Origin of the sequence: Okeania sp., from assembly GCF_035285525.1 — a bacterium.
Taxonomy (GTDB): domain Bacteria; phylum Cyanobacteriota; class Cyanobacteriia; order Cyanobacteriales; family Microcoleaceae; genus Trichodesmium.
On sequence record NZ_JAYKGW010000071.1, the window covers coordinates 1 to 19915 of the forward strand.

16 protein-coding genes and 1 pseudogene are annotated in these 19915 nt (G+C 35.5%); 6 read left to right on the plus strand and 11 right to left on the minus strand.

What is annotated here, in order from left to right; translation table 11 throughout:
* Positions 1 to 296: 296 nt before the first annotated feature.
* From VKJ25_RS07180 to VKJ25_RS07190, 3 genes are all read left to right on the plus strand, one after another.
* Positions 297 to 1145, plus strand: a complete 849-nt coding sequence (locus tag VKJ25_RS07180; RefSeq protein WP_324235939.1) for a DUF3598 family protein — start codon at positions 297 to 299, stop codon at positions 1143 to 1145.
* A 677-nt stretch (positions 1146 to 1822) separates the two neighbouring features.
* A complete protein-coding gene (locus VKJ25_RS07185; protein WP_324235940.1) occupies positions 1823 to 2206 on the plus strand; it encodes a hypothetical protein in 384 nt (127 codons plus the stop codon).
* 124 nt (positions 2207 to 2330) lie between these two features.
* The gene (locus VKJ25_RS07190) at positions 2331 to 3314 is read left to right on the plus strand and encodes an alpha/beta fold hydrolase (protein WP_324235941.1); all 984 of its coding nucleotides are present in this window, start codon (positions 2331 to 2333) and stop codon (positions 3312 to 3314) included.
* 106 nt (positions 3315 to 3420) lie between these two features.
* Here VKJ25_RS07190 and aat read toward each other — a convergent pair whose 3' ends face one another.
* Positions 3421 to 4002 carry a leucyl/phenylalanyl-tRNA--protein transferase gene (gene aat, locus VKJ25_RS07195; RefSeq protein WP_324235942.1) on the minus strand — a complete coding sequence of 194 codons (582 nt, stop codon included), beginning with the start codon at positions 4000 to 4002 and terminating at the stop codon, positions 3421 to 3423.
* Positions 4003 to 4042: 40 nt separating this feature from the next.
* Here aat and VKJ25_RS07200 point away from each other — a divergent pair, with 40 nt between their 5' ends.
* Complete coding sequence (locus tag VKJ25_RS07200; RefSeq protein WP_324235943.1) at positions 4043 to 4372, plus strand: hypothetical protein; 330 nt, start codon at positions 4043 to 4045, stop codon at positions 4370 to 4372.
* 290 nt (positions 4373 to 4662) lie between these two features.
* Here the strand turns inward: VKJ25_RS07200 and rpsN are convergent, their stop codons facing one another.
* From rpsN to VKJ25_RS07225, 6 genes and pseudogenes are all read right to left on the minus strand, one after another.
* Positions 4663 to 4965 (minus strand): 30S ribosomal protein S14, encoded by a 303-nt coding sequence (gene rpsN, locus VKJ25_RS07205; RefSeq protein ID WP_324235944.1) that lies wholly within the window; start codon positions 4963 to 4965, stop codon positions 4663 to 4665.
* Positions 4966 to 5388: 423 nt separating this feature from the next.
* A complete protein-coding gene (nth, locus tag VKJ25_RS07210; RefSeq protein WP_324235945.1) occupies positions 5389 to 6060 on the minus strand; it encodes an endonuclease III in 672 nt (223 codons plus the stop codon).
* A 612-nt stretch (positions 6061 to 6672) separates the two neighbouring features.
* Positions 6673 to 7767, minus strand: coding sequence for an RIP metalloprotease RseP (rseP, locus tag VKJ25_RS07215; RefSeq protein ID WP_324235946.1), 1095 nt, complete (start codon positions 7765 to 7767; stop codon positions 6673 to 6675).
* 158 nt (positions 7768 to 7925) lie between these two features.
* Positions 7926 to 9116 (minus strand): U32 family peptidase, encoded by a 1191-nt coding sequence (locus tag VKJ25_RS07220; RefSeq protein WP_324235947.1) that lies wholly within the window; start codon positions 9114 to 9116, stop codon positions 7926 to 7928.
* A gap of 48 nt (positions 9117 to 9164) precedes the next feature.
* Positions 9165 to 9311 (minus strand): annotated as a pseudogene (locus tag VKJ25_RS24515) (DUF2887 domain-containing protein); the annotation flags it as partial.
* A 195-nt stretch (positions 9312 to 9506) separates the two neighbouring features.
* Entirely contained in the window at positions 9507 to 9941 is a 435-nt protein-coding gene (locus tag VKJ25_RS07225) for a DUF4332 domain-containing protein (protein ID WP_324235948.1), read from the minus strand.
* A gap of 492 nt (positions 9942 to 10433) precedes the next feature.
* Here VKJ25_RS07225 and VKJ25_RS07230 point away from each other — a divergent pair, with 492 nt between their 5' ends.
* Positions 10434 to 10856, plus strand: a complete 423-nt coding sequence (locus VKJ25_RS07230; protein WP_324235949.1) for a hypothetical protein — start codon at positions 10434 to 10436, stop codon at positions 10854 to 10856.
* 57 nt (positions 10857 to 10913) lie between these two features.
* Here the strand turns inward: VKJ25_RS07230 and VKJ25_RS07235 are convergent, their stop codons facing one another.
* From VKJ25_RS07235 to VKJ25_RS07245, 3 genes are all read right to left on the minus strand, one after another.
* Entirely contained in the window at positions 10914 to 12095 is a 1182-nt protein-coding gene (locus VKJ25_RS07235) for a DUF4336 domain-containing protein (RefSeq protein WP_324235950.1), read from the minus strand.
* Positions 12096 to 12297: 202 nt separating this feature from the next.
* Entirely contained in the window at positions 12298 to 12981 is a 684-nt protein-coding gene (locus VKJ25_RS07240) for a hypothetical protein (RefSeq protein WP_324235951.1), read from the minus strand.
* A 300-nt stretch (positions 12982 to 13281) separates the two neighbouring features.
* A complete protein-coding gene (locus VKJ25_RS07245) occupies positions 13282 to 15642 on the minus strand; it encodes a CBS domain-containing protein (protein WP_324235952.1) in 2361 nt (786 codons plus the stop codon).
* A 683-nt stretch (positions 15643 to 16325) separates the two neighbouring features.
* Between VKJ25_RS07245 and VKJ25_RS07250 the strand changes: the two genes are divergently transcribed.
* On the plus strand, positions 16326 to 17426 hold the full coding sequence (locus VKJ25_RS07250; RefSeq protein WP_324235953.1) for a PstS family phosphate ABC transporter substrate-binding protein: 1101 nt from the start codon (positions 16326 to 16328) through the stop codon (positions 17424 to 17426).
* A 650-nt stretch (positions 17427 to 18076) separates the two neighbouring features.
* Here the strand turns inward: VKJ25_RS07250 and VKJ25_RS07255 are convergent.
* Positions 18077 to 19435, minus strand: a complete 1359-nt coding sequence (locus VKJ25_RS07255; RefSeq protein WP_324235954.1) for an FAD-binding oxidoreductase — start codon at positions 19433 to 19435, stop codon at positions 18077 to 18079.
* Between the last annotated feature and the right edge of the window lie 480 nt (positions 19436 to 19915).

The following is a 19915-nucleotide window of genomic DNA, read 5'->3' on the forward strand; positions in this document are numbered from 1 at the left end:
TTCTGGGTCAATTGATTGCAGTAATGTGGCCACTAATTTTGATGATGATATTTTTGGCGTCATGGGTAATATTTTACCATACTAGCTGCACTTTTTCTCTTCTTACCCCAATTTATTGAGCGGATACAATATTTAGTCGATCAAGTAATATGAATAATTTCCAACCTTGGGCTTTCCTGTTAGGCAGAATATTCCTCTGGTATCCTTTGTCTAAACCCAAGCATGTTTTTAAGTCATATTACTTCTTCCTTCTTACTTCTTCCTTCTTCCTTCCTAACTTAATCTACTAAAAAAATATGAAAACACAATGGGAAAATTTTATCCAAAATCTTGGTGAATGGCACGGTTCATTTACTAAAATTTCTGCCACAGGAGAAATACTAAAAGACACACCTAGTATTCTGATTTTAGAAAGTCTTGATGACCAGAATAAAACAGTACGTTTAACACTAAGTCGTTATAACTCTTTCACCAAAACTCCGGAGTCAAAAGTTGATGAATTAGTAACAGAATATCAGACTCTAGGTAGAAATCTTTTATTTTTTGAAAGTGGCGCTTTTTCTAAAGGAACAATACAAATAGCACCTTTTTCAATTAATGGTGCTGAGTTTGGTTTAGTTACTAAAAATCGTCGTCTACGTTTAGTCGAATTATTTAACAAAGATGGTGATTTTGATTCATTAACATTAATTCGAGAAAAACAAGCTGGAATAGACACTCCTGAAAATCCTCCTTTAACAGTAGATGCTTTATTAGGAAAATGGCAGGGAGAAGCTATTACTATGTATCCCGATCTGCGAGAACCGAATATTTATCCAACTCAAATGGAATTAAATATTGATAATACAGGTCGATTAGTTCAGGAAATTAATTTTGGTAATACTAATCCAAAAACTTTCACTTCTAGCGCTAAAATTGAAGGTTCAATTTTACACTTTGACCAAAGTTCTCAACCCGTAAAAGTCTTGTTACTTCCTGGTGGTGCATCTGCTACTTTTCCTGTCAAAATTGAGTTGAGAAAATCTTTATTTTTTGAACTTGGTTGGTTAGTTGAACCGGAACTTCGTCAACGAATTATTCGTAGTTATAATGACAAAGGAGAATGGGAAAGTTCAACCTTAGTTACTGAGCATAAAATTAGATAGATAATTTCTATAGCGCTGCACGCAGGGAACAGGGAACACAGAAGGTGGGAACAGGGAGACTGAATGGCCGATAATATAAGGTTTTAGCTATTGGACAGCTCCTGCAATTTGTAAATATACCAGCGCTCATTGCTATATTTTTTCAACTACTTCCTCTGTAACTCTCCTAAATCCTTACTCTTAACTACTCCCTACTCCCTAATTCATAGTTTGTAGAGGGTTTGAAGACCAAACCCCTAGGATATTGAATCATATTAATACTATTGGATTTGATATTACAACCTATTTAGGATTGCTATAGGTCTTTTTTTGAGGTAGGAAATAGGTAGTAGGAAGTAGTTAAAAATCAAGATGAATAGACAATTGTAGAAGAGAGAATTGTTGATAATAACCCCCCTTGATTTTTTTACCATTTTCACCTTTAAATACTCACTTTTTTTGCCTAAAAACCCTATTTTTTTTTTATTGATAAATCATTTTAAATTTAATCAGCAAATCTAACTAATTTAACGAAGTTTAAAATTATTTTTCATAATTTAACTATGATAAAAAAAATTATTATCACCGCTAACTTCACTTACTATAACAACTACATTTGATACATTTAATTTATCAGGTTAAAACATCTATAAAAGTTATAAACATTATGAATGCGAGCAAAATAAGGAGAAATAAAAATGAAGAAAAGTCATCTGATTACCACTTTAATTTTAGGATGTGTGTTAGCTATTACAGGAATTGAACAAGCTAATAGTCAGACATCACGATTGCCCTACTGTTCCGCTGCTTCTAACCAAGGAGGTGCTTGGTGGACTTGGACTCAATCTAGTATTCCAGAATCTTGCTATACTGCTTACTCTAAGTTAATTGGTTGGAACCAAAAAATTGATTGGCATTATAAAGGATATTACCGCTCTAATGGTTTAAATAAAGGAAAAATTTTGTGTAATCAAGGTAAGAGCGAAAAAAAGGTGATTGGTACTGGAAAAGACATCTTTGAAAATGGAATTAATATGGGTAATCAATTAGGATGGAAAGGATGTGTAATTATTGTTGAATAATAACTACATTAGCTGTGTCGGTCTAGTAATAGAATTAGGACAAGGAAACCTGGTTTATAGGAAAAAACCGGGTTTCTGAGTTCAGTAAAGAAGCAGCTATTATTTATCTATAGGAATACTAAAAATGTCATTATCTATCAGAATAATTCTGATAATTACTACAACACTATATCAAGCGATCGCTGTCCAGATTGAAAATCAAAAACAACCCCCTGGTCAACTATTTGATATTGGCGGTTATCGTCTACATTTGTACACTGTAGGAGAAGGTAATCCCACAATTATTTTAGACCATAGTTTAGGTGGAATAGAAGGGTATTTCCTAGTAGAAAAACTGGCAAAATTTGGGCGAGTATGTATTTATGATCGAGCTGGATATGGATGGAGTGAGCATAGTCCTCATCCTAGAACTAGCAGTCAAATTGTAGAAGAATTAGATACCCTACTTACTCAAGCTGAAATTAAACCACCTTACATCTTAGTAGGAAATTCCTTTGGTAGTTATAATGTTAGATTATATGCTCATTATTTCCCTGAAAAAATTATGGGAATGGTACTCACAGATGGACTCCATGAGACAGGAATGCTGAAAATGCCTATTCAATTACAAGCTTTGAAACTATTCTTTATGTCGGGCTTTGTTATGTCTACTTTCGGCTCAATATTAGGAATTATTCAGCTATTAAGAAAATGTGGAATATTTGAATTGATTAAACCTGAATTACGAGATTTTTCTCAAGAGTCTAGAAATTTAGTAAAACGTTCTTTTTGTCGTTCTAAACACTGGATTACAATGTGTCGAGAAATGCTAAATCTAAATAATAGTGGAAATCAGGTTACTATTGCTAATCAATTTGGTTCAATGCCAATAGTTAGTATCAAAGCTAATTCTTTTTTTCAACCTTCTTGGTGGAGTTTTTTAACTCCTCTAAAAGCAGCTAACAACTTACGGGAGCAAATGCACAAAAATTTCTCTAATCTATCAACAAATTTTGTTCAACTTCAAGCTGATAAAAGTGGTCATTTTGTCTGGATAGACCAACCTGATGTAATTGTTGATGCTGTAAAAATTGTATTAGATAAATTATGTAATGAAGTCAGAAGTTAGAAGTTATTTTTGTAACGGGAATCTCTGAAGTCCGCAGTTAAATTATTACTTTGTGGTTATGATAAAATTAGAAAAAATATTTAACTGATAACTTACCTACTCGCTCTTAAATTAAAGTGCATCTACGACTTAATGCCAATTTCAAAAGTGCTTTATATTTTTTATCCGTGATACTATAAGCTCCAAATCTTTCCAGATGGGGATTATTCATCTGAGCATCAAAAAAAACAAACTCTCGTTCTCGGAGTCGCTCCACCAACTTTACCATCGCTACCTTCGAGCCTTCTGGAATATTGTAAAACATTGACTCCCCAATAAAACCCCCACCAATCACAATACCTAAAATTCCACCAGCAAGATCATCTCCTTGCCAAGTCTCAAAACTATAAGCATATCCTACTTCATATAAAGCTTTATAAATTTGCTTCAGTTCCTGAGATATCCAAGTTGTTTCTCGATCTGCACAACCCTCAACCACAGCTTCAAAAGCTCGATTAATAGCAACGGTAAAACGATTTTGATTAATTACACGACGCAACGACCGTGGATAACGAAATCTTTCATCTAAAGGAATCAATGCCCGCTTACGACTACCGTACCACCCCAAACTATTTTTCCCATCATTGGCCATGAGAAAGTAGCCTTGAGCATATCCTTGTATGATTGACTTAATATCATATTCTGTCATGGGACTACCACTAACAATTTTTAATATAAACTTTAGAATTATGGCTAAACCAATCCAAGCAATTACTTTACCAACAGCACAAAATCCCCAAGAAGAGGGCCAATGGTTGCAAGCTTCTCTACATAAATGGCTTAATCAAGAGTTTCTTCCCGAAAGAGTGAATGAAGATATTGCCAATAGGGCAGCCCAAATTTTTGTTCGCCATCGCATGGAAGGAGAAAATGATTTAGGCTCATTAGTAATTGCCATTGTTACAGAAATGCAGGCTTTTGACTTTTCCCAGAGCTTTTATGGAGAGTTTGCGATCGCCAATGCGGTTAGTGACTTACTATTAGATAGTCTGGGAATAGAGCGTTGTTGTGGACAATAGATATCTCTGGAAAAGAGGGAGTAGGGAGTAGAGAGTAGAAATAAAAAAGAGAAAGAATTGATGATTTTTGTGGTGTGGCTAATGTTACTTTAAATAGGACTTACACCGGAGAAACCCGGTTTCTAGGAGAAATCGTTGTTTTGAACAGTAATAATCTACGATCAACCGGGTTTCTGAGTTCGCCTGGCTTTAGTCCTGTTTAATTATTAGTAAGTAGTTTCTTTCTACCCTTCCCACACTTCTAACCCTTCTCCCCCACTGCCTACTCCCCAACTCCCCACATTTCTCCTCTACCAGCTAGACTTCACAACTCCTGGCAATAAACCTTCATGGGCCATTTCTCGGATAACATTACGAGATAGTCCAAAATCCCGATAATACCCTCTAGGCCGTCCAGTTAACCAACAACGATTCCTCACACGGTTAGGAGCGCTATTACGAGGTAATCTCTGAAGTTTACGATGGAGTTCTATTTTCTCCTCTAAATCTTCTGCCTCCATGAATTGCTGTTTTAGTTCTTCACGTTTTTCAGCATATTTTTCTACTAATCTTTTGCGTTTTTTCTCACGCTCGATCATGCTTTTTTTAGCCATGATTAATTATTTTATTCCTCCAAAGTAGATAAATATAGCAGTTCTTTAAATCAATCAGGTACTGTTTTATATCCCCTCTCTCTGCCCCCTTTGTCAGGAGGGGAAGCCTTGAAAACCCATCTTTCTCAGTGGAAAGCCTTCAAAGTCTCCCTGAGAAAGGGATACTATAAATACACTTCATAACTGTGGGAATTGCTATAGTTGGTATCTTTAATTTTAAGTTATTTGACCAATCTCATAGGATACCACAAATCTCAATATAAATCAAACTTTTATCAACTATAGGAATTACACAAAACCGGGTTAATCGACGAAATTTCCTGGTTTAAACAATAATATTAGGTCAATAAACCCAGTTTCTTGGTCGCGCGTGCGTAAGTCCTGAATCATTTATTGATAATTAAATATAGTTTTCATTATCAATTATCCATTATCCATTAATAAATTTGCTACAGAAGGACATAAATCACTCAATAGACATTTATCACAAGCAGGATTTTTAGCTTTACAGATTGCCCGACCATGATAAATTAATCTAATAGACCAATTTTCCCAATCAGGCTGAGGTATCAATTGCATTAAATCTTGCTCAATTTTAATTGGGTCAGAATGTTGGGTTAAACCCAACCTTTGACTCAACCTTTTAACGTGGGTATCTACCGTCACCCCAACAATAATTCCGTAGGCATGAGCTAAGACAACATTAGCTGTTTTTCTTGCTACTCCAGGTAATTTCACAAGTTCTTCCATTTGCTTGGGAACTTGAGAATTGAACTTATCAATAATCATTTGGCAAGCAGCTTTTATATTTTTAGCTTTATTGCGGTAAAATCCTGTGGAACGGACTAAATTTTCTAGTTCTTCAATATCTACATTTGCCAGCGCTAAAGCATTCGGGAATTTTGCAAATAGAGCGGGTGTTACTTTATTGACTCGTTCATCAGTACATTGAGCAGAAAGAATAGTAGCTACAAGTAATTGAACGGGGGTTTCATAAGTCAGAGTACAAGTAGCATCTGGATAGAGATACTTCAGACGCAGAAGTAACTCTCGCGATCGCTGTCGCGTCAGTGAAAATTTACGAGTTATCACCATTTTTAAGAAAGAAGAAAGAAGAAGGAAGAAGGAACACTTAGGGGCGGGTTTATGTACACCTTAGAGTAACCATGAAAATTTCTGCTCAAACCTGCCCCTACCCCATGCACCATTTTTTGTAGGGGCGGGTTTCATTATTAAGTTAACGAGTCTTCACCGATAACTAGGCTAAACCCGCCCCCTATAATACCACGCACTCTCTAACGGGGCGGGTTTATGTACACCTTAGAGTAACCATGGAAATTTCTGCTCAAACCTGCCCCTACCCTATGCACCATTTTTTGTAGGGGCGGGTTACGGTTCCCGAAAAATCATAACGAAAGTTAAGGAGTATTCACCGATAAGTAGGTTAAACTCTCCCCCATAATACCACTCACCCTCTAACGGGGCAGGTTGATAATAATTAACAATTAATAATTAATAATTACCTCTAGTTACAACTAAGAGATAGTAGACAAGGAGTGGAAATTTGATTTCATTACTCATTATTCATTAATTTCTAACCCGCCCCGCACCATTTAAGGTGTGTCGGTCTACTACAGTTATTTCAGTTATCAGTAAAAATTACTTTTGACTGTTGAATGCATGACTTTTGACTTGAAGTTTCCCAACTTATCTCTGAAAAATAGAACGCACCCCTTCCAAATTAGCGGTATCCCGAATAATCAGGAACACCCCTAAACCTAATAACAATACCAAACCTGTCTGCATGACATTTTCTTGAACCCGAAGTGGTAATGGTTTACCCCTAACACCCTCGATCGCTAAAAATGCTAACTGACCACCATCTAAAGCGGGCAATGGCAAAATATTAATCACTGCCAAATTAATACTAATTAATGCAGCAAACCTAAATAGTTCAGTCACATTATTCTCAGCAATTTTTGCTCCCATGTCTACAATAGCTACAGGTCCTGCTAATTTCCCTGCGGTCTGACCGAAATTAGTAATAAGCTGCCAAAAACCCTGAAGTGTTAAGAAAACAATTTTTTGAAATTCTTCAGCACCAATACTCAAAGCTTCAAATATATTACTAGGACGATTTATGACTACTTCTCCATTGGAAATTAATTGCACACCGATGCGACCTTTGCCATCATCTCCTAATTCTGGTGTTACTTCCAGAAATAAATTTCTCCCATCACGCTGAATTTTCATGCTCAAAGTTTTATTAGCATTATTTTGAATGGTTGTGACTAAAGTGCTAATAGCTTCTTGGTTAGCGCCTAATTGTTTGTTTCCCACCGACAAAATAATATCATTGGCTTTAATACCTGCTTCAGCAGCAGCAGAACTAACATTTGTCGCAACTTCTGGAACTTTGATACCAGGAGCGTAGTTAAAATCTGCTACACCAACAATACCTACTTGAGCAACTAACAAAAAATAAGCAAAGATGAGGTTCGCAATGACTCCAGCACTGAGAACGATCGCTCGGTCTAGAATGGGGCGGTTCCGTAATAGATCTGGATCGTTTTTAGGAATTGTGCTATCTGGGTCATCATCAGGAAAACCGACAAAACCCCCCAAGGGAAAACCTCGAAGTGCATATTCAGTTTGTGGCCCTTGGTATTTCCAAATTATCGGGCCAAAGCCGATGGAAAAACGGTTCACATGGATATTTTGGAGTCGAGCTGCCATAAAGTGGCCTAACTCGTGAACTACAATCAACATACCTAAAACTGCGATCGCTAAAAATACGGACATAAGTTGTTCCTATTAAATTTCCTATTATAAACAGTCAAATTTCTATTATAAATCAATTTTTATCAAATATAGCAATTCTATTTGATTCGTGTTAGGTATGGAGGGAATAGGGAACAGGGAACAGGGAACAGGTTTAGGCGCATCATTGAGCAAAAAAATTACTCCCCTACTCCCCTACTCCTTTTTTGACCTAACAATAATGAACCTGGCATTGCTTTTTTAATCCAATCTGTAATTAAGATTTGTTCGCGATCGCATGACTCAACTACTTCACCATTTAAGTTCCGAAATACTATTTCTGTTGGAATTTCTATTTCTTCCCCAGTGGGTACAATAATTTTCTCTATTTGAGCAATGGTAAAAGGTCGCAAACTTTGAAATACAACATAATTTCCACTTTCTCCAGCTAAAACCTCAGCTAAACCTATTTCTTGTCGATATGCAGCTAACTTATGTTTAGACTTCATTCGAGAAAATATAGAGGTAGTGCGGTTAGCATTGAAAAAAGGTGATCGTGTTGGTCTCGCCCAGTTTTTCCGCAAAGAAACAGGGTCAGTTAAAATTTGAGAACAAATTTTGTCAATATCTACTGCCACATCACCATCTTTTCCCAAATGTCGTAAGTCTAAACAGACTGTATCTAAACCAGCCCTTTGTAAACCTTCCAGTTTATCCAAAATAAATTGATCTTTATCCAAAAACATAAATGTTCCGTGCGCTGTTTCCCAAGTTGGGAAAGGTCGGTTATTGCTATCCTCCGATGACACAGTAGTTTGCAAAGGAAATTTTGCTTCTGAATCAGAGTCTAATAAATGTGGAGACAATAGGGAACGTGGGGAATAAAACAACAAAATTTGCCCTACTCCCAAAACTTCGCAAGCAACAGGAAGTGTTTGACAATATTCAATTAATTTTTGTTCTGGCAGTTCGATAGATAAAATCAAACGTTCCAAAGAATCAGCAAAAATCTCACACCAACCCCGCAACCCTTCTATATTGTGATTACCTGTTTCTACAATTAACTGTAGTGGTATATGAGGATGATGAATTTTCAACCACCAAGCTGCTCCTGGGTCAGCAACTCGCACTGCTGCAAATTTGCTCATATCCCACTGAGTCAGTTGTTCACAAATTTGGTTCATAACTTGTTCTGGCATCAAAATATCCCACACTAAGACTGGACGCAAACCATATTCTGTGGCGGTTGATGCTAATGAGTGTGTTTGTGGTGGCGAGAGTTGTCCTTGTTTGGCAAGGAGAGTTGGTTGTACTAAAACTTCTTGTAAGTTAGGAGCGCTGACGCACCTGTTTAAATCATTGATGGATGAGACAAAAGTGTTAAATTGCATTATATCCTAACTACTGCGTAAGTCCTGATTTTATCTCTTTACCAAGACTTACGCAGGGGAACCCAGAAAGTCGGTTTTTTTTTGCGTAAGTCCCGATCTATATATTATATAGATTTTCTCCTCTTTCTGAAATTGTACCTCCGTAAAATAAATTGGTTGGTCAATATCTTGAGGTAAAAATACCCCATCTATTCTAAAGGCGGTCTGTTTTAATTCTACCGAATCAAAAGGATAATCATTGAGTTTTTTTTGGTACTTCTCCCCACAAAGAAAAGAAGGTTTCGGGTAAGTCTTGGAAAATTCGAGCAAATATATGGTCGGTTTTCATTTGATCTAAGGATTAATTATTAACCTCTATTTCTTCATTTCTTCATCAAGATGCAAGGGGTTTTATAATGATAACAACTGAGCTTGTTGAATCCATTTTTGCACTAAATCTACTGTCGGACAAAGGTCACGACGTTGCATAGTTGATACCTGTAATTTTAGTATTTGTTGGTGTAATCTATGAACAGGTATTTGAGATAATTGAGAAACTGAAGCAATACCACCATGAAGCAGAAGTCCACAGTATTCATAACCAACGGTAGGAATTCTCGCTAAGTCTGCTAATGCTACCCATTTTTTGATATATTGAGGATGAATTTTTAATTTACTTGCTAATATTAATTTTTGTTGGGAAGTATGGGTAATTTCCAAAATTTTTCTAGTAGAAGTAATGCCATATTTTGTTAGTAATTCTTGATGTTCTTTGCTTAAACCAGGCAATTTATCAATAGACCAGTTTTGAGATTTTATTGATGAAATTTTTGTAATTTTTTTCATGGTTTTATTTAGTAATAAGTGGTAACACAACCTTCCAGGTTGTTACAGCCTCGAAGGCTGTGTTACAAATTACTATGTAACATAACCTTCCAGGTTGTTACAGCCTCGAAGGCTTACAAATCACTATGTAACACAACCTTCCAGGTTGTTACAGCCTTGAAAGCTGTGTTACAAATTACTTAACACAACCTTCCAGGTTGTTACAGCTACCGAAGGCCGTATTATAAATTAATATGTAACACAAGCATCTTGCTTGTTACAGCCTAGACTGCGATATTACAAATTATTATGTAACACAAACATTCTACTTGTTAAATCCTAGAAGGATGTGTTACAAGCACTATGTAACACAAGTATCCTGATTATTACAGCCTCGAAGGCTGTGTTTCAATTGATAGAAACAAGGTTCCTGATTATTACAGCCTCGAAGGCTGTGTTTCAATTGATAGAAACAAGGTTCCTGATTATTACAGCCTCGAAAGCTGTGTTACAATGGATAGAAACAAGTATCCTGCTTATTACAGCCTCGAAGGCTGTGTTTCAATTGATAGAAACAAGGTTCCTGATTATTACAGCCTCGAAAGCTGTATTACAATGGATAGAAACAAGGTTCCTGATTATTACAGCCTCGAAGGCTGTGTTTCAATTGATAGAAACAAGGTTCCTGATTATTACAGCCTCGAAAGCTGTATTACAATGGATAGAAACAAGGTTCCTGCTTATTACAGCCTCGAAAGCTGTGTTTCAATTGATAGAAACAAGGTTCCTGATTATTACAGCCTCGAAAGCTGTGTTACAATGGATAGAAACAAGGTTCCTGCTTATTACAGCCTCGAAAGCTGTGTTACAATGGATAGAAACAAGTATCCTGCTTATTACAGCCTCGAAAGCTGTGTTACAATGGATAGAAATTAATCTTCATCTGCACTATCCAAAATTATTAATTATTAATTATTAATTATCTTTGCTACTTTAACGTAAAATTCCTATCTTTTTCAGTCGCTCATCTAATTGTCTCAAAAACTTTAAATCTATCTTTGGTAAATACCCCTTATTGTCTTTTTCTAAAAAACTAAAAGCTTGTCTAAACTCATTACCACTTGCCTGAATAGGTACATCAAAATGACAGGAAATAACTTGCTGAAAATTCCAACTTGCCACCTTTTCAACCCACTCCATGACCTGGTGGGGATCGCGATTTAAAATCAGAGTTTGCAGTATAGGCGCTACTAACAACCGACCATCCTGGCGTAATTCTGTAAAAGCACGCTGCCAGTCTGAGTTCCATCGCCACGGTAAGAGACCAAAATATGCACGCTTTGAGCGATCGCTTGCTTTCCCAACATTCTTAAACATTTCCCCAGTCGGAACTACATCTAAAGCATCCACCTGAAAATATAATGCAAACAAACATATTTTTTGCCACCCTATACACCTATTTCCTGGAGTATCTTCTACCACATCAAACACATTATCTTTGGCATGAAATAATAATGGATAAGGGTCTAAATTTAAAATCTCCGGCGGTTCAGCAGGAAGAGATAACACAGTGTCAACCGCCAGTAAAGTTTTGGATACACTATGCCAAAATGCCACTTCCGCAAAAGGTCGAAAACCAATATCAAGAGGTCCCAAGGTTGCGTAGTCAAATTCCGCTGCAAAAGGTGCATCGCCACTATTCACAGGAAGTAAGTAAGTACGGTTTCTGGGCAAACCCAACCAACTCAAGGGTAAATTTAGAGGAAAACTCCATTGGTTGGGGGTGACAAAAACTTCCGCTGTGGGAAATTTTCTGGCAAATGGTCCTACATATACTTTATGTTCTAAACCAGAAATAGTTGGTAAAATAATGTAGCGAACTTCTCCATATTTTTCTACCAATTCATTCACCAGGCGAACACATTCCCACGTTGGTGCTATGGGAGCGTAGACAAATAAACCCCCTCCTATCATTCTCACTACTGTCATTCTAATTGGTACAGTAACATAAAAGATACCCTGGAGTTGGTCAAAAGTCCAGATTGTATCTTTAACTATTTCTTTTCTTAATGTCCGCCGTTGACCATAAGGATATAGGGGTAAAATTGGCCATAGTGGCCATGACCAATCCCTAGAATTAAAATTTGGTTGTTGTTTTTGTTTCCCTGAAAGCACCTTTAATGCAGTTATTGACTACAATTATTAATTTATCAGAAAGTTGCCAGAAGACCCCACCATAATTTTAAATTTGGTCTTGCAGAGTAAGGTTGGGAGAATTTCAAAATATGAAGTATTGACTTAATTACAATTACACATACTACATATTCCTCAAAAACTTGGAAGAGTTTTGGTTATTTCACAAGTCATTTTCTAATGATTATTTTTCACTAACTGTTCCTGAAATTTTTAAATCATTTAAGGTGGCATTCCAGAAAACCAAATTAAGTTTAGTTAAATTAGATGGTAATTTAAAAGTAACATTACCATCTCTTGCATTGATAAATTTATTCCCCAAATTACGAGTAATACTATTAGAATTTTCTTCCGGTTCTAAAGGTCGATCATTTGCTTCAAGACGAAACATTTTATCATTATCAAAAGTAGAATTTCCTGAACCTTCGATAGTTAAAGTTAAATTTTTTCCAGCAAAAGGAAGTATATTTCCGCCTATTTCTCCCGTAACGTAACCGGCTGCTTTTGGAAAAGTGCCATTGAGAATAATATATTGTTCCTCTTGATTTTTTGTGACTTTTATCCTCATTTCTGACTCATTTTCTATCTGATTATCGTATTTATACCAACCTCCTGCTGCAATCAGAAAAGGATTTACTTTATTCACAGGCGTAGGTTTAAATTTAGATTCGTTAAGTTCGGAATTATAATTTTCATTTTTACCTTCATCAAGATTTCTTTGAAATTGTATGCCACCCCAAAAAACAGACGACAGCAATATTAATGCAACAATAATAGGATGACTTCCCATTACATATAATAAGCGTTTAAAAAAAGTTTTTAAGCTTTGAAAAAAATTTGTGTTAGGATGGCTTGGTTGATTACTCATAACAAATACCTCAACTTTTAACTACTAACTAATAATTCTCGCTTGCTGATTAAATCTCAAAGCATTGACAAATAGGTTTTAGCTTTTTTGGATATTTTAAAAAGTGCTAGATTTTCGATATCTAGAGGTAAAAAAGGTTAGCATTTTGGGTAAGACAAGGGCAGAAGAATCTTGATCGGCAGTTTCTGACTCACTCCTCTTCCCAGTTTTTTCAGACTCTGCTTTTTCCAGCTAACCCTAATTCATTACCTCTATTATACTTATCAATAACTTTCACTGCTATTTAACGATACAATTCTTTTAAATTGGCAACTCGACTGTAAAAGTTGTCCAACCATTACTGCTAGTAGCAATCATATTACCATTTAACTGTTCTACTAATTTTTTGACTAGAGCCAGACCTAAACCTGTTCCCCCTTGTTTCCAAGGGTCTGCATTAGGAACTCGATAAAATTTATCAAATATTTTAGGTAATTCTGATTCGGGAATTTCTGATGGGTTACTAACTATAAATTGAATAAAATAAGGAATTTCTGAGGAATTTTTTTTATGGTTATATTCAATTGCAAACATGATTTCTCCACCATCTTTAGTATACTTACAAGCATTATTTAGAAGTTCTGCTAAAATCCTGCCCAAATTATTAGGATTAGAACGAATTATCGGCAATTCTTCAGGATATTTATTGTTGAGAATTTGTTGCCTTTCTTTCACCCTGGAGTTAAAAGGTTCTATGATATTAGGCAACCAATTTGTTAATTCTATTACCTCTAAATTAATAGATTCTCTACCTGCTTCTAAACGTTGTAAATCTAATAAATCGCTGATTAATTCAATTTCTCTTTTACACTCTGTATCTAAAATTTTTAAATATTGTTGAACCTTTTCTGGAATCGGATATACTTTCAACATATGAATAGCCATTTTCATATTTGATAGAGGTGTTCTTAATTCATGGGAAACAGTGCTTAAAAAATCATCTTTGAGAATATTAAGTTGTTCTAATTCTTGCACTTTTTGTTCTAATTGCGCAGTGCGCTCTTTTACTTGTTTTTCTAAGTCCGTATTGAGAGTTTGTACTTGTTGATAAAGTTGAGCTTGTTGAATAGCGATCGCTAACTGAGTAGCTAATTGTTGCAATAAATCAATTTCCGATGGTTGCCACTCTCGAATCCCTGAATATTCTTGGGTACACATAATTCCCCATAATTGCCGACCTTGAGACATGGGTACTATCAAGAAAGATTTTACCTGCTTTTGTTGCAAACTCGTAATTTGTTCTGTAGTTAAATCTGATTGCTCAATATCTGCAACTGCTTGAATCTGATTTTTCTTGATTTTTAAATTTGACATTAAGCACTCATATAAAGTTTGCTCCTCCATCCAAGAATTGCAATTATCATCTACTGACTCAGCAACTATCTTAGTTAATTTGGAAGATTTTACTTGAAATAAAACTACTCGATCTGCCTTCAAAAATTGCTGCACTTCTGTAACTGCTGCATTAATTATTTCATTGATATTCAGAGACTGATGAATCCTCAGAGCAATTTGAGCCAGGAGGCGATCGCGTTCCAACTGTGCCTGTATTTCTGCGGTTCGTGCTTGAACTTCTTTTTCTAATTCTGCATTTCGAGTCCGTAATAACTCAAATTTTTCTGCTTGTAATTGACTCACATCAGCTCGTAATTTTCTAACCAAACTAAACATAACTGTTGGGTCTAATACTTGCAATAAACTTGTCTGATTCACTGTTCCTATTAACTCTCCTTGCTTACCAGATACTATCAAAAGTTGCACCTGTTCCTGCAACATTTTTCTATGAGCATCCCATAAAGAATTGTTTGCTTTCAGACAATTTATTTGAGTTTTCATTACTGTATTTACAGGTATTTTTGCGAAATCTAAATTCAGAAAATATGCTTGGGCAATCTCTTTATTAGAAATTATGCCAATTGGTTTTTCGATACTTTGGGTTTTAACTTTTTTATTCTGTGTAACAATGACACTATTCACTTTATTTTCTACCATTAATTGACTTACTTTCAACAATGATGCTGTTCCTGAAATTGTCACTGTCATATTATCATTTTTGACTTCATTTACTCGTCTTAACCTCAGAATATTAGAAGGTTGCAATACTTGACAAATTTTTTCTGGTGTCATCACACCAACTATTTTACCTTGATTATTTAGCACTGGTAGATGGCTAATTCTATGTTTTCGGAATAAAGACAAAGCTGTAAATAAATCTTGTTCGTCTGATTCTCGCAGAGTAATAACATTAGATGTCATTACATCCCTAATCAGTAAATCTTCTGATAAATTTTGGAGATTCTTAATTTTATCGTTAGCTATTAATTTAACAATATCAGTAGCAGTAAATATTCCTAATAAGGAAGATTGTGCACTATCTTTTTGTTCTGGTTCTATAGGGATATTTTGAACTATTAAAACACTTGTATCTTTTTGGTGGTTTGATATTTTTGATTCCTCAACCTGTTCATTTTCAGAGATATTTACATTAGGTAAAGCACTACTATTATTTGACTGACTCATTAATTTGAGAACATCTACCAGAGGAGTTTCTGGACTCACAGTTAAAGGATGACGGTCAATAGCTTGTTGTAGAGGTGATGAATAACTAAATTGAGCAACCATAATCATATTTCCTCATTTTGCTAGATTAGAAAGAAGGGAGAAGTCAAAGGAAAGAAGAGAAAAACACCCTGAAAGAGAGAAAGCTTTTTGATTACCGATTATTTATATTGAAATTGTGCTATACGGATGTTTTTTGTTAGCCATAATCCTAATTCCAGGTGTGACAGGCTAGGTCATGTTTAGCAAGTATTATTTTTTGCTAATTATTCCAGTGCAGTTCAGTTTTAAATCTTAGTAACATAAAACAAACAATTAGAAATTATCAATACGTTATAGCAGATTATGGGCAACGATATCTTCCCATCTCCCCATCTCCCCATCCCCTACTTAATTTTATAAATCCGGTTAGGAGTTCTATATATATCATAGTACTTTTCCGTAAGTCCTGTAAACCTGATTTTGGCTAAACATTATGTTCGGAGAATAAGAATCTGATCAAAAAACTTTCTCCTTTCTCACCTTTTTTTCCTTCTGTCTTCTAGTTTTTGCCTTTCTTCCTCCTAAATCTTAGTAGAACTTACCCATAGACCATAGATATAGCGCTCAAAACTATAGTCCTATAGTTTTTTAAGTCTATATTATATAGTACCTTTGCTTAAGTTCAACTGGACATGATATAACATCCTAATGATAGAATTATCTATTGTATTATTAAGTAATAATACCATTATTGAAGAAAATCTATGAACTTAGGGATTAAATTAAAGCACCAATATCTTCGTTTTTTCACTTTAGCCATACTATTGTTTGTAACTGCTTGTAAAGGTGGAGAAATAAAAACAGAATCTACTGAGACTCCCTCCGCAGTAGCAACTCCAGAAGAAGAAGAAGCGAGAAATTATATTCTAGTTGATGGTTCCAGTACCATTTTTCCTATCTCAGACACAATAGCTCAAAGTTTTATGGAGGATAATCCTAATATTCAGGTAATTGTAGGAATATCTAGTTCTGGTGCTGGACTGAAAAAGTTTTGTATTGGGGATATAGATATAGGAAATGCTTCCCGTGCTATGAAAAAGTCTGAGATCGATCTTTGTCAGAAAAACGAAATAGAGTTTGTGGAAATTCCCATTGCCTTTGATGCTATTGCCGTCCTTGGCCACATTTATAATGAATGGTCAGACTGTCTAACTCTAGAAGAACTAAAAAAAATCTGGCAGCCTAATGATGATGCTGCTGAAAATATCACTCAATGGAAACAAATTCGTGAAGACTTTCCTGAACAACCCCTGAATCTTTATGCTCCCAACACTGACTCTGGTACTTATGATTACTTTACTGATGCTGTTCTGGGAACACCAGGTAAAAGCCGAAAGGACTTCAAGAGTAGTGATGATGATAATATCATTATTCAGGACATCGAATCTGACCAAGGTAGTTTGGGTTTCCTGAGTTTTGCCTACTACCAACAAAATAAGGATTTTTTGAAGTTAATTGCTATTGATAATGGTAGTGGTCAATGTATCGAACCAAGTCAGGAGATAGTCGCCAACGGTAATTATAGTCCTCTATCTCGTCCATTATTTTTATATGTAAATAAAAATTCCCTAGAAAAAATGCCTGCTGTTAAAGCTCTTGTTGATTACCAAATGGATGCGACTAATAAAAAGGTAATTTCTGAAGCAGGTTATGTTCCTATTTCAGGTGCATTAGAAGTCAAGTTAAAAGAGCGCGTTCAAGAATTGACTACTGGCTCAGTTTTTGAAGGAGAATCTGCCGTTGGCGTTAAGCTCATTGATAAATATTTTTCTGAAAAAGAAAGAAAGAAGATGGGTGATAGTTAAAAAAACAGGACTTACCCATGAACCCTGTTGGTAGGGTGCGTTAGCGGTAGCGTAACGCACCGATACTCCATATCTAGTGCCTTTCCGTAAGTCCTAGTCAAAAGTCAAGGATTTTTTGGGGATTGATCAACTAAATTTCCTGGTTTAAACAACAATATCATAATAAACCGGGTTGATTGGTTGCTTGGCGTCAGTCCTGATCTAATTAGGGTTTGTTGAATAAATATAAAAGTGTTTGCTGGTAAAGATTTCACCATTTGCAGAAAAAGGCTAAAATTTTTACCTATCAAAGTATTGATATTAGGACTTACCCATGAACGCTATCTGTAGTAAGGTGCGTTTTGCGTTCCGCAAAGCTCCGCTTTATATGTCGGCTCAAGCGCCGAAACGCTACGCGACATGTAAAGCACACAACGCACAACGCACCAATACCCTATATCTACTGCCTTTGCGTAAGTCCTGGATATATAAAAATTATCAAATTTTTAGGTCGGGAAAAAGTACCAGGTTTTTGGTTGACTTTGGCAGAAAAATTAAGGGATAATTATTCCTACTGTCTTCTGTAAATTCCTGTAGGGACGCCCTTATGCAACGTTCCTACATCTCCTGACTCCTCCCCCCACCTATCAGACTTTTTCAGTAAGCCCTAATTATCCATTATTAATCCACCCTTTCATTTTCCCAGGATTTAATAATCCATAAGGATCTACTTTTTGTTTAAATTCTAATTGTTCAATATCTGTAGTTTTCATGCCTCCATCTTCCAAAATATAGGTATGAGGATTAAAAATATTTACTCCATTTTTTTCGTGATCTTCAATAATTTCATTCAGTCGTTCTTCTGAAGAATAACGGACGATTTGTAATCCCACCGGTGTAGTTGTACCATTCATTCGGACAAATTCTAAGTGCATAATTACTTCATCACCAAAATACCGATACATTTTTTCTACAAGTGCTAAATTTCTATCAGTTGGAAAACCACTTTGTAAATAAGTTAAGTTTGTATCTACACTCCGAGCGTGTAAGGTTGTATGATTCCAAGTAAACTCATATATTGGTGTACTTTTACTTGCCTCTTGAGCAGTTTTTTCATAACAAATTTCACCATTAAATTCTTTAACTAAATCTTGAAAAGATGCCAAACTATATTCAGATATCATCAAAAAAGCACAATGTTTTCCTTCAATAATTGAACTTTTTAAACCAACAAAAAAACTAGGTATCGGCCAAGCAAAAATTGTTATTAATTTTTTGACAATTCCATCACTATCTCCCAATGCTTGAGCAAATTTAGCACAGGTCATAAAATCATCAAAAGCTACTATTAATTCTGCCCAAGGATAAGTAGGAGCTAAAGGTATTTCTAATTGAGTAATAATCCCATTAGTTCCATAAGCATGATTAACTTTTTGTACCTCATCACCCCGCAATTCTAAAACTCTTGGTTCGTCTTCCATTGTCACAACTCGGACAGCAGAAACATTACCACGATCTCTCAATCCACCATAATTAATTGAGCCTATTCCACTACTACCACCACCGATAAATCCGCCAATTGTTGCAGTGCGATAAGTTGAGGGAAACATTCTGATTTCCCAACCAATTTCTCTGGCTTTTTTATCTAAGTTTACTAATTTTACTCCTGGTTCCACGCAAGATAAACCAGGTTTAATCCAGTTAATATTATTCATTTTTGTAGTGTCGAGAACTACTCCTCCTGCTAAAGGAATACATTGCCCATAATTACCAGTTCCCGCACCTCTAATTGTTAAAGGTGCTTGATATTTAACGCAGGTTTGAGCTATTTGTAAAACTTCTGCTTCGTTGCTGGGGCGAACAATTAAATTAGCTTTTTTATCTTTTAATTTAGATTCTAAAATAGGGCTAAAATGATAATAGTCTAAAGAGAGTTTAATGACTTGATTTGGCTCGGTAATAATTTCGATATTTGTGAGTTCTGATGTTAGAGCATCCCAATTTATTTCTTTGGTATTAGTTGTTGTCATTGGTATTTTGAGTAAAAAGTTATTTTAACATTTTTTTATTCAATCAGATTCTATATGATAACCAAAAAACTTGCTAGGGACGTTGCATAAGGGCGTCCCTACTGTGGCGAAATGAAAATCGCTGTAATATCCAAAAAGTAAAACAAAAAAAACAGGCAGATATAACTACCTGTTTTTTTCATTTATTAAAGGCGATCGCTAATTAACTTCATATTGTTTTCTACCACCAGCAAAGTAACCCAAAAGTTCTGAACAATTGCTTGATTTAACAATTATTCATAAATTAACCAGGACTTTAATCTACAACTTTCTTGAATAATCTTTTATATTAGCATAGTAATGGTAGAAAAAAAGAATAGCTGGAGCAGGAGCAAGATGCTGTCACTGCTATAATCCCTAACCAACAAAATTTATAAGCCAAATCAATTACATATAGAGTCTTGCTCAGTTACTCTACCGCTAACACACCCTGCTGGACTG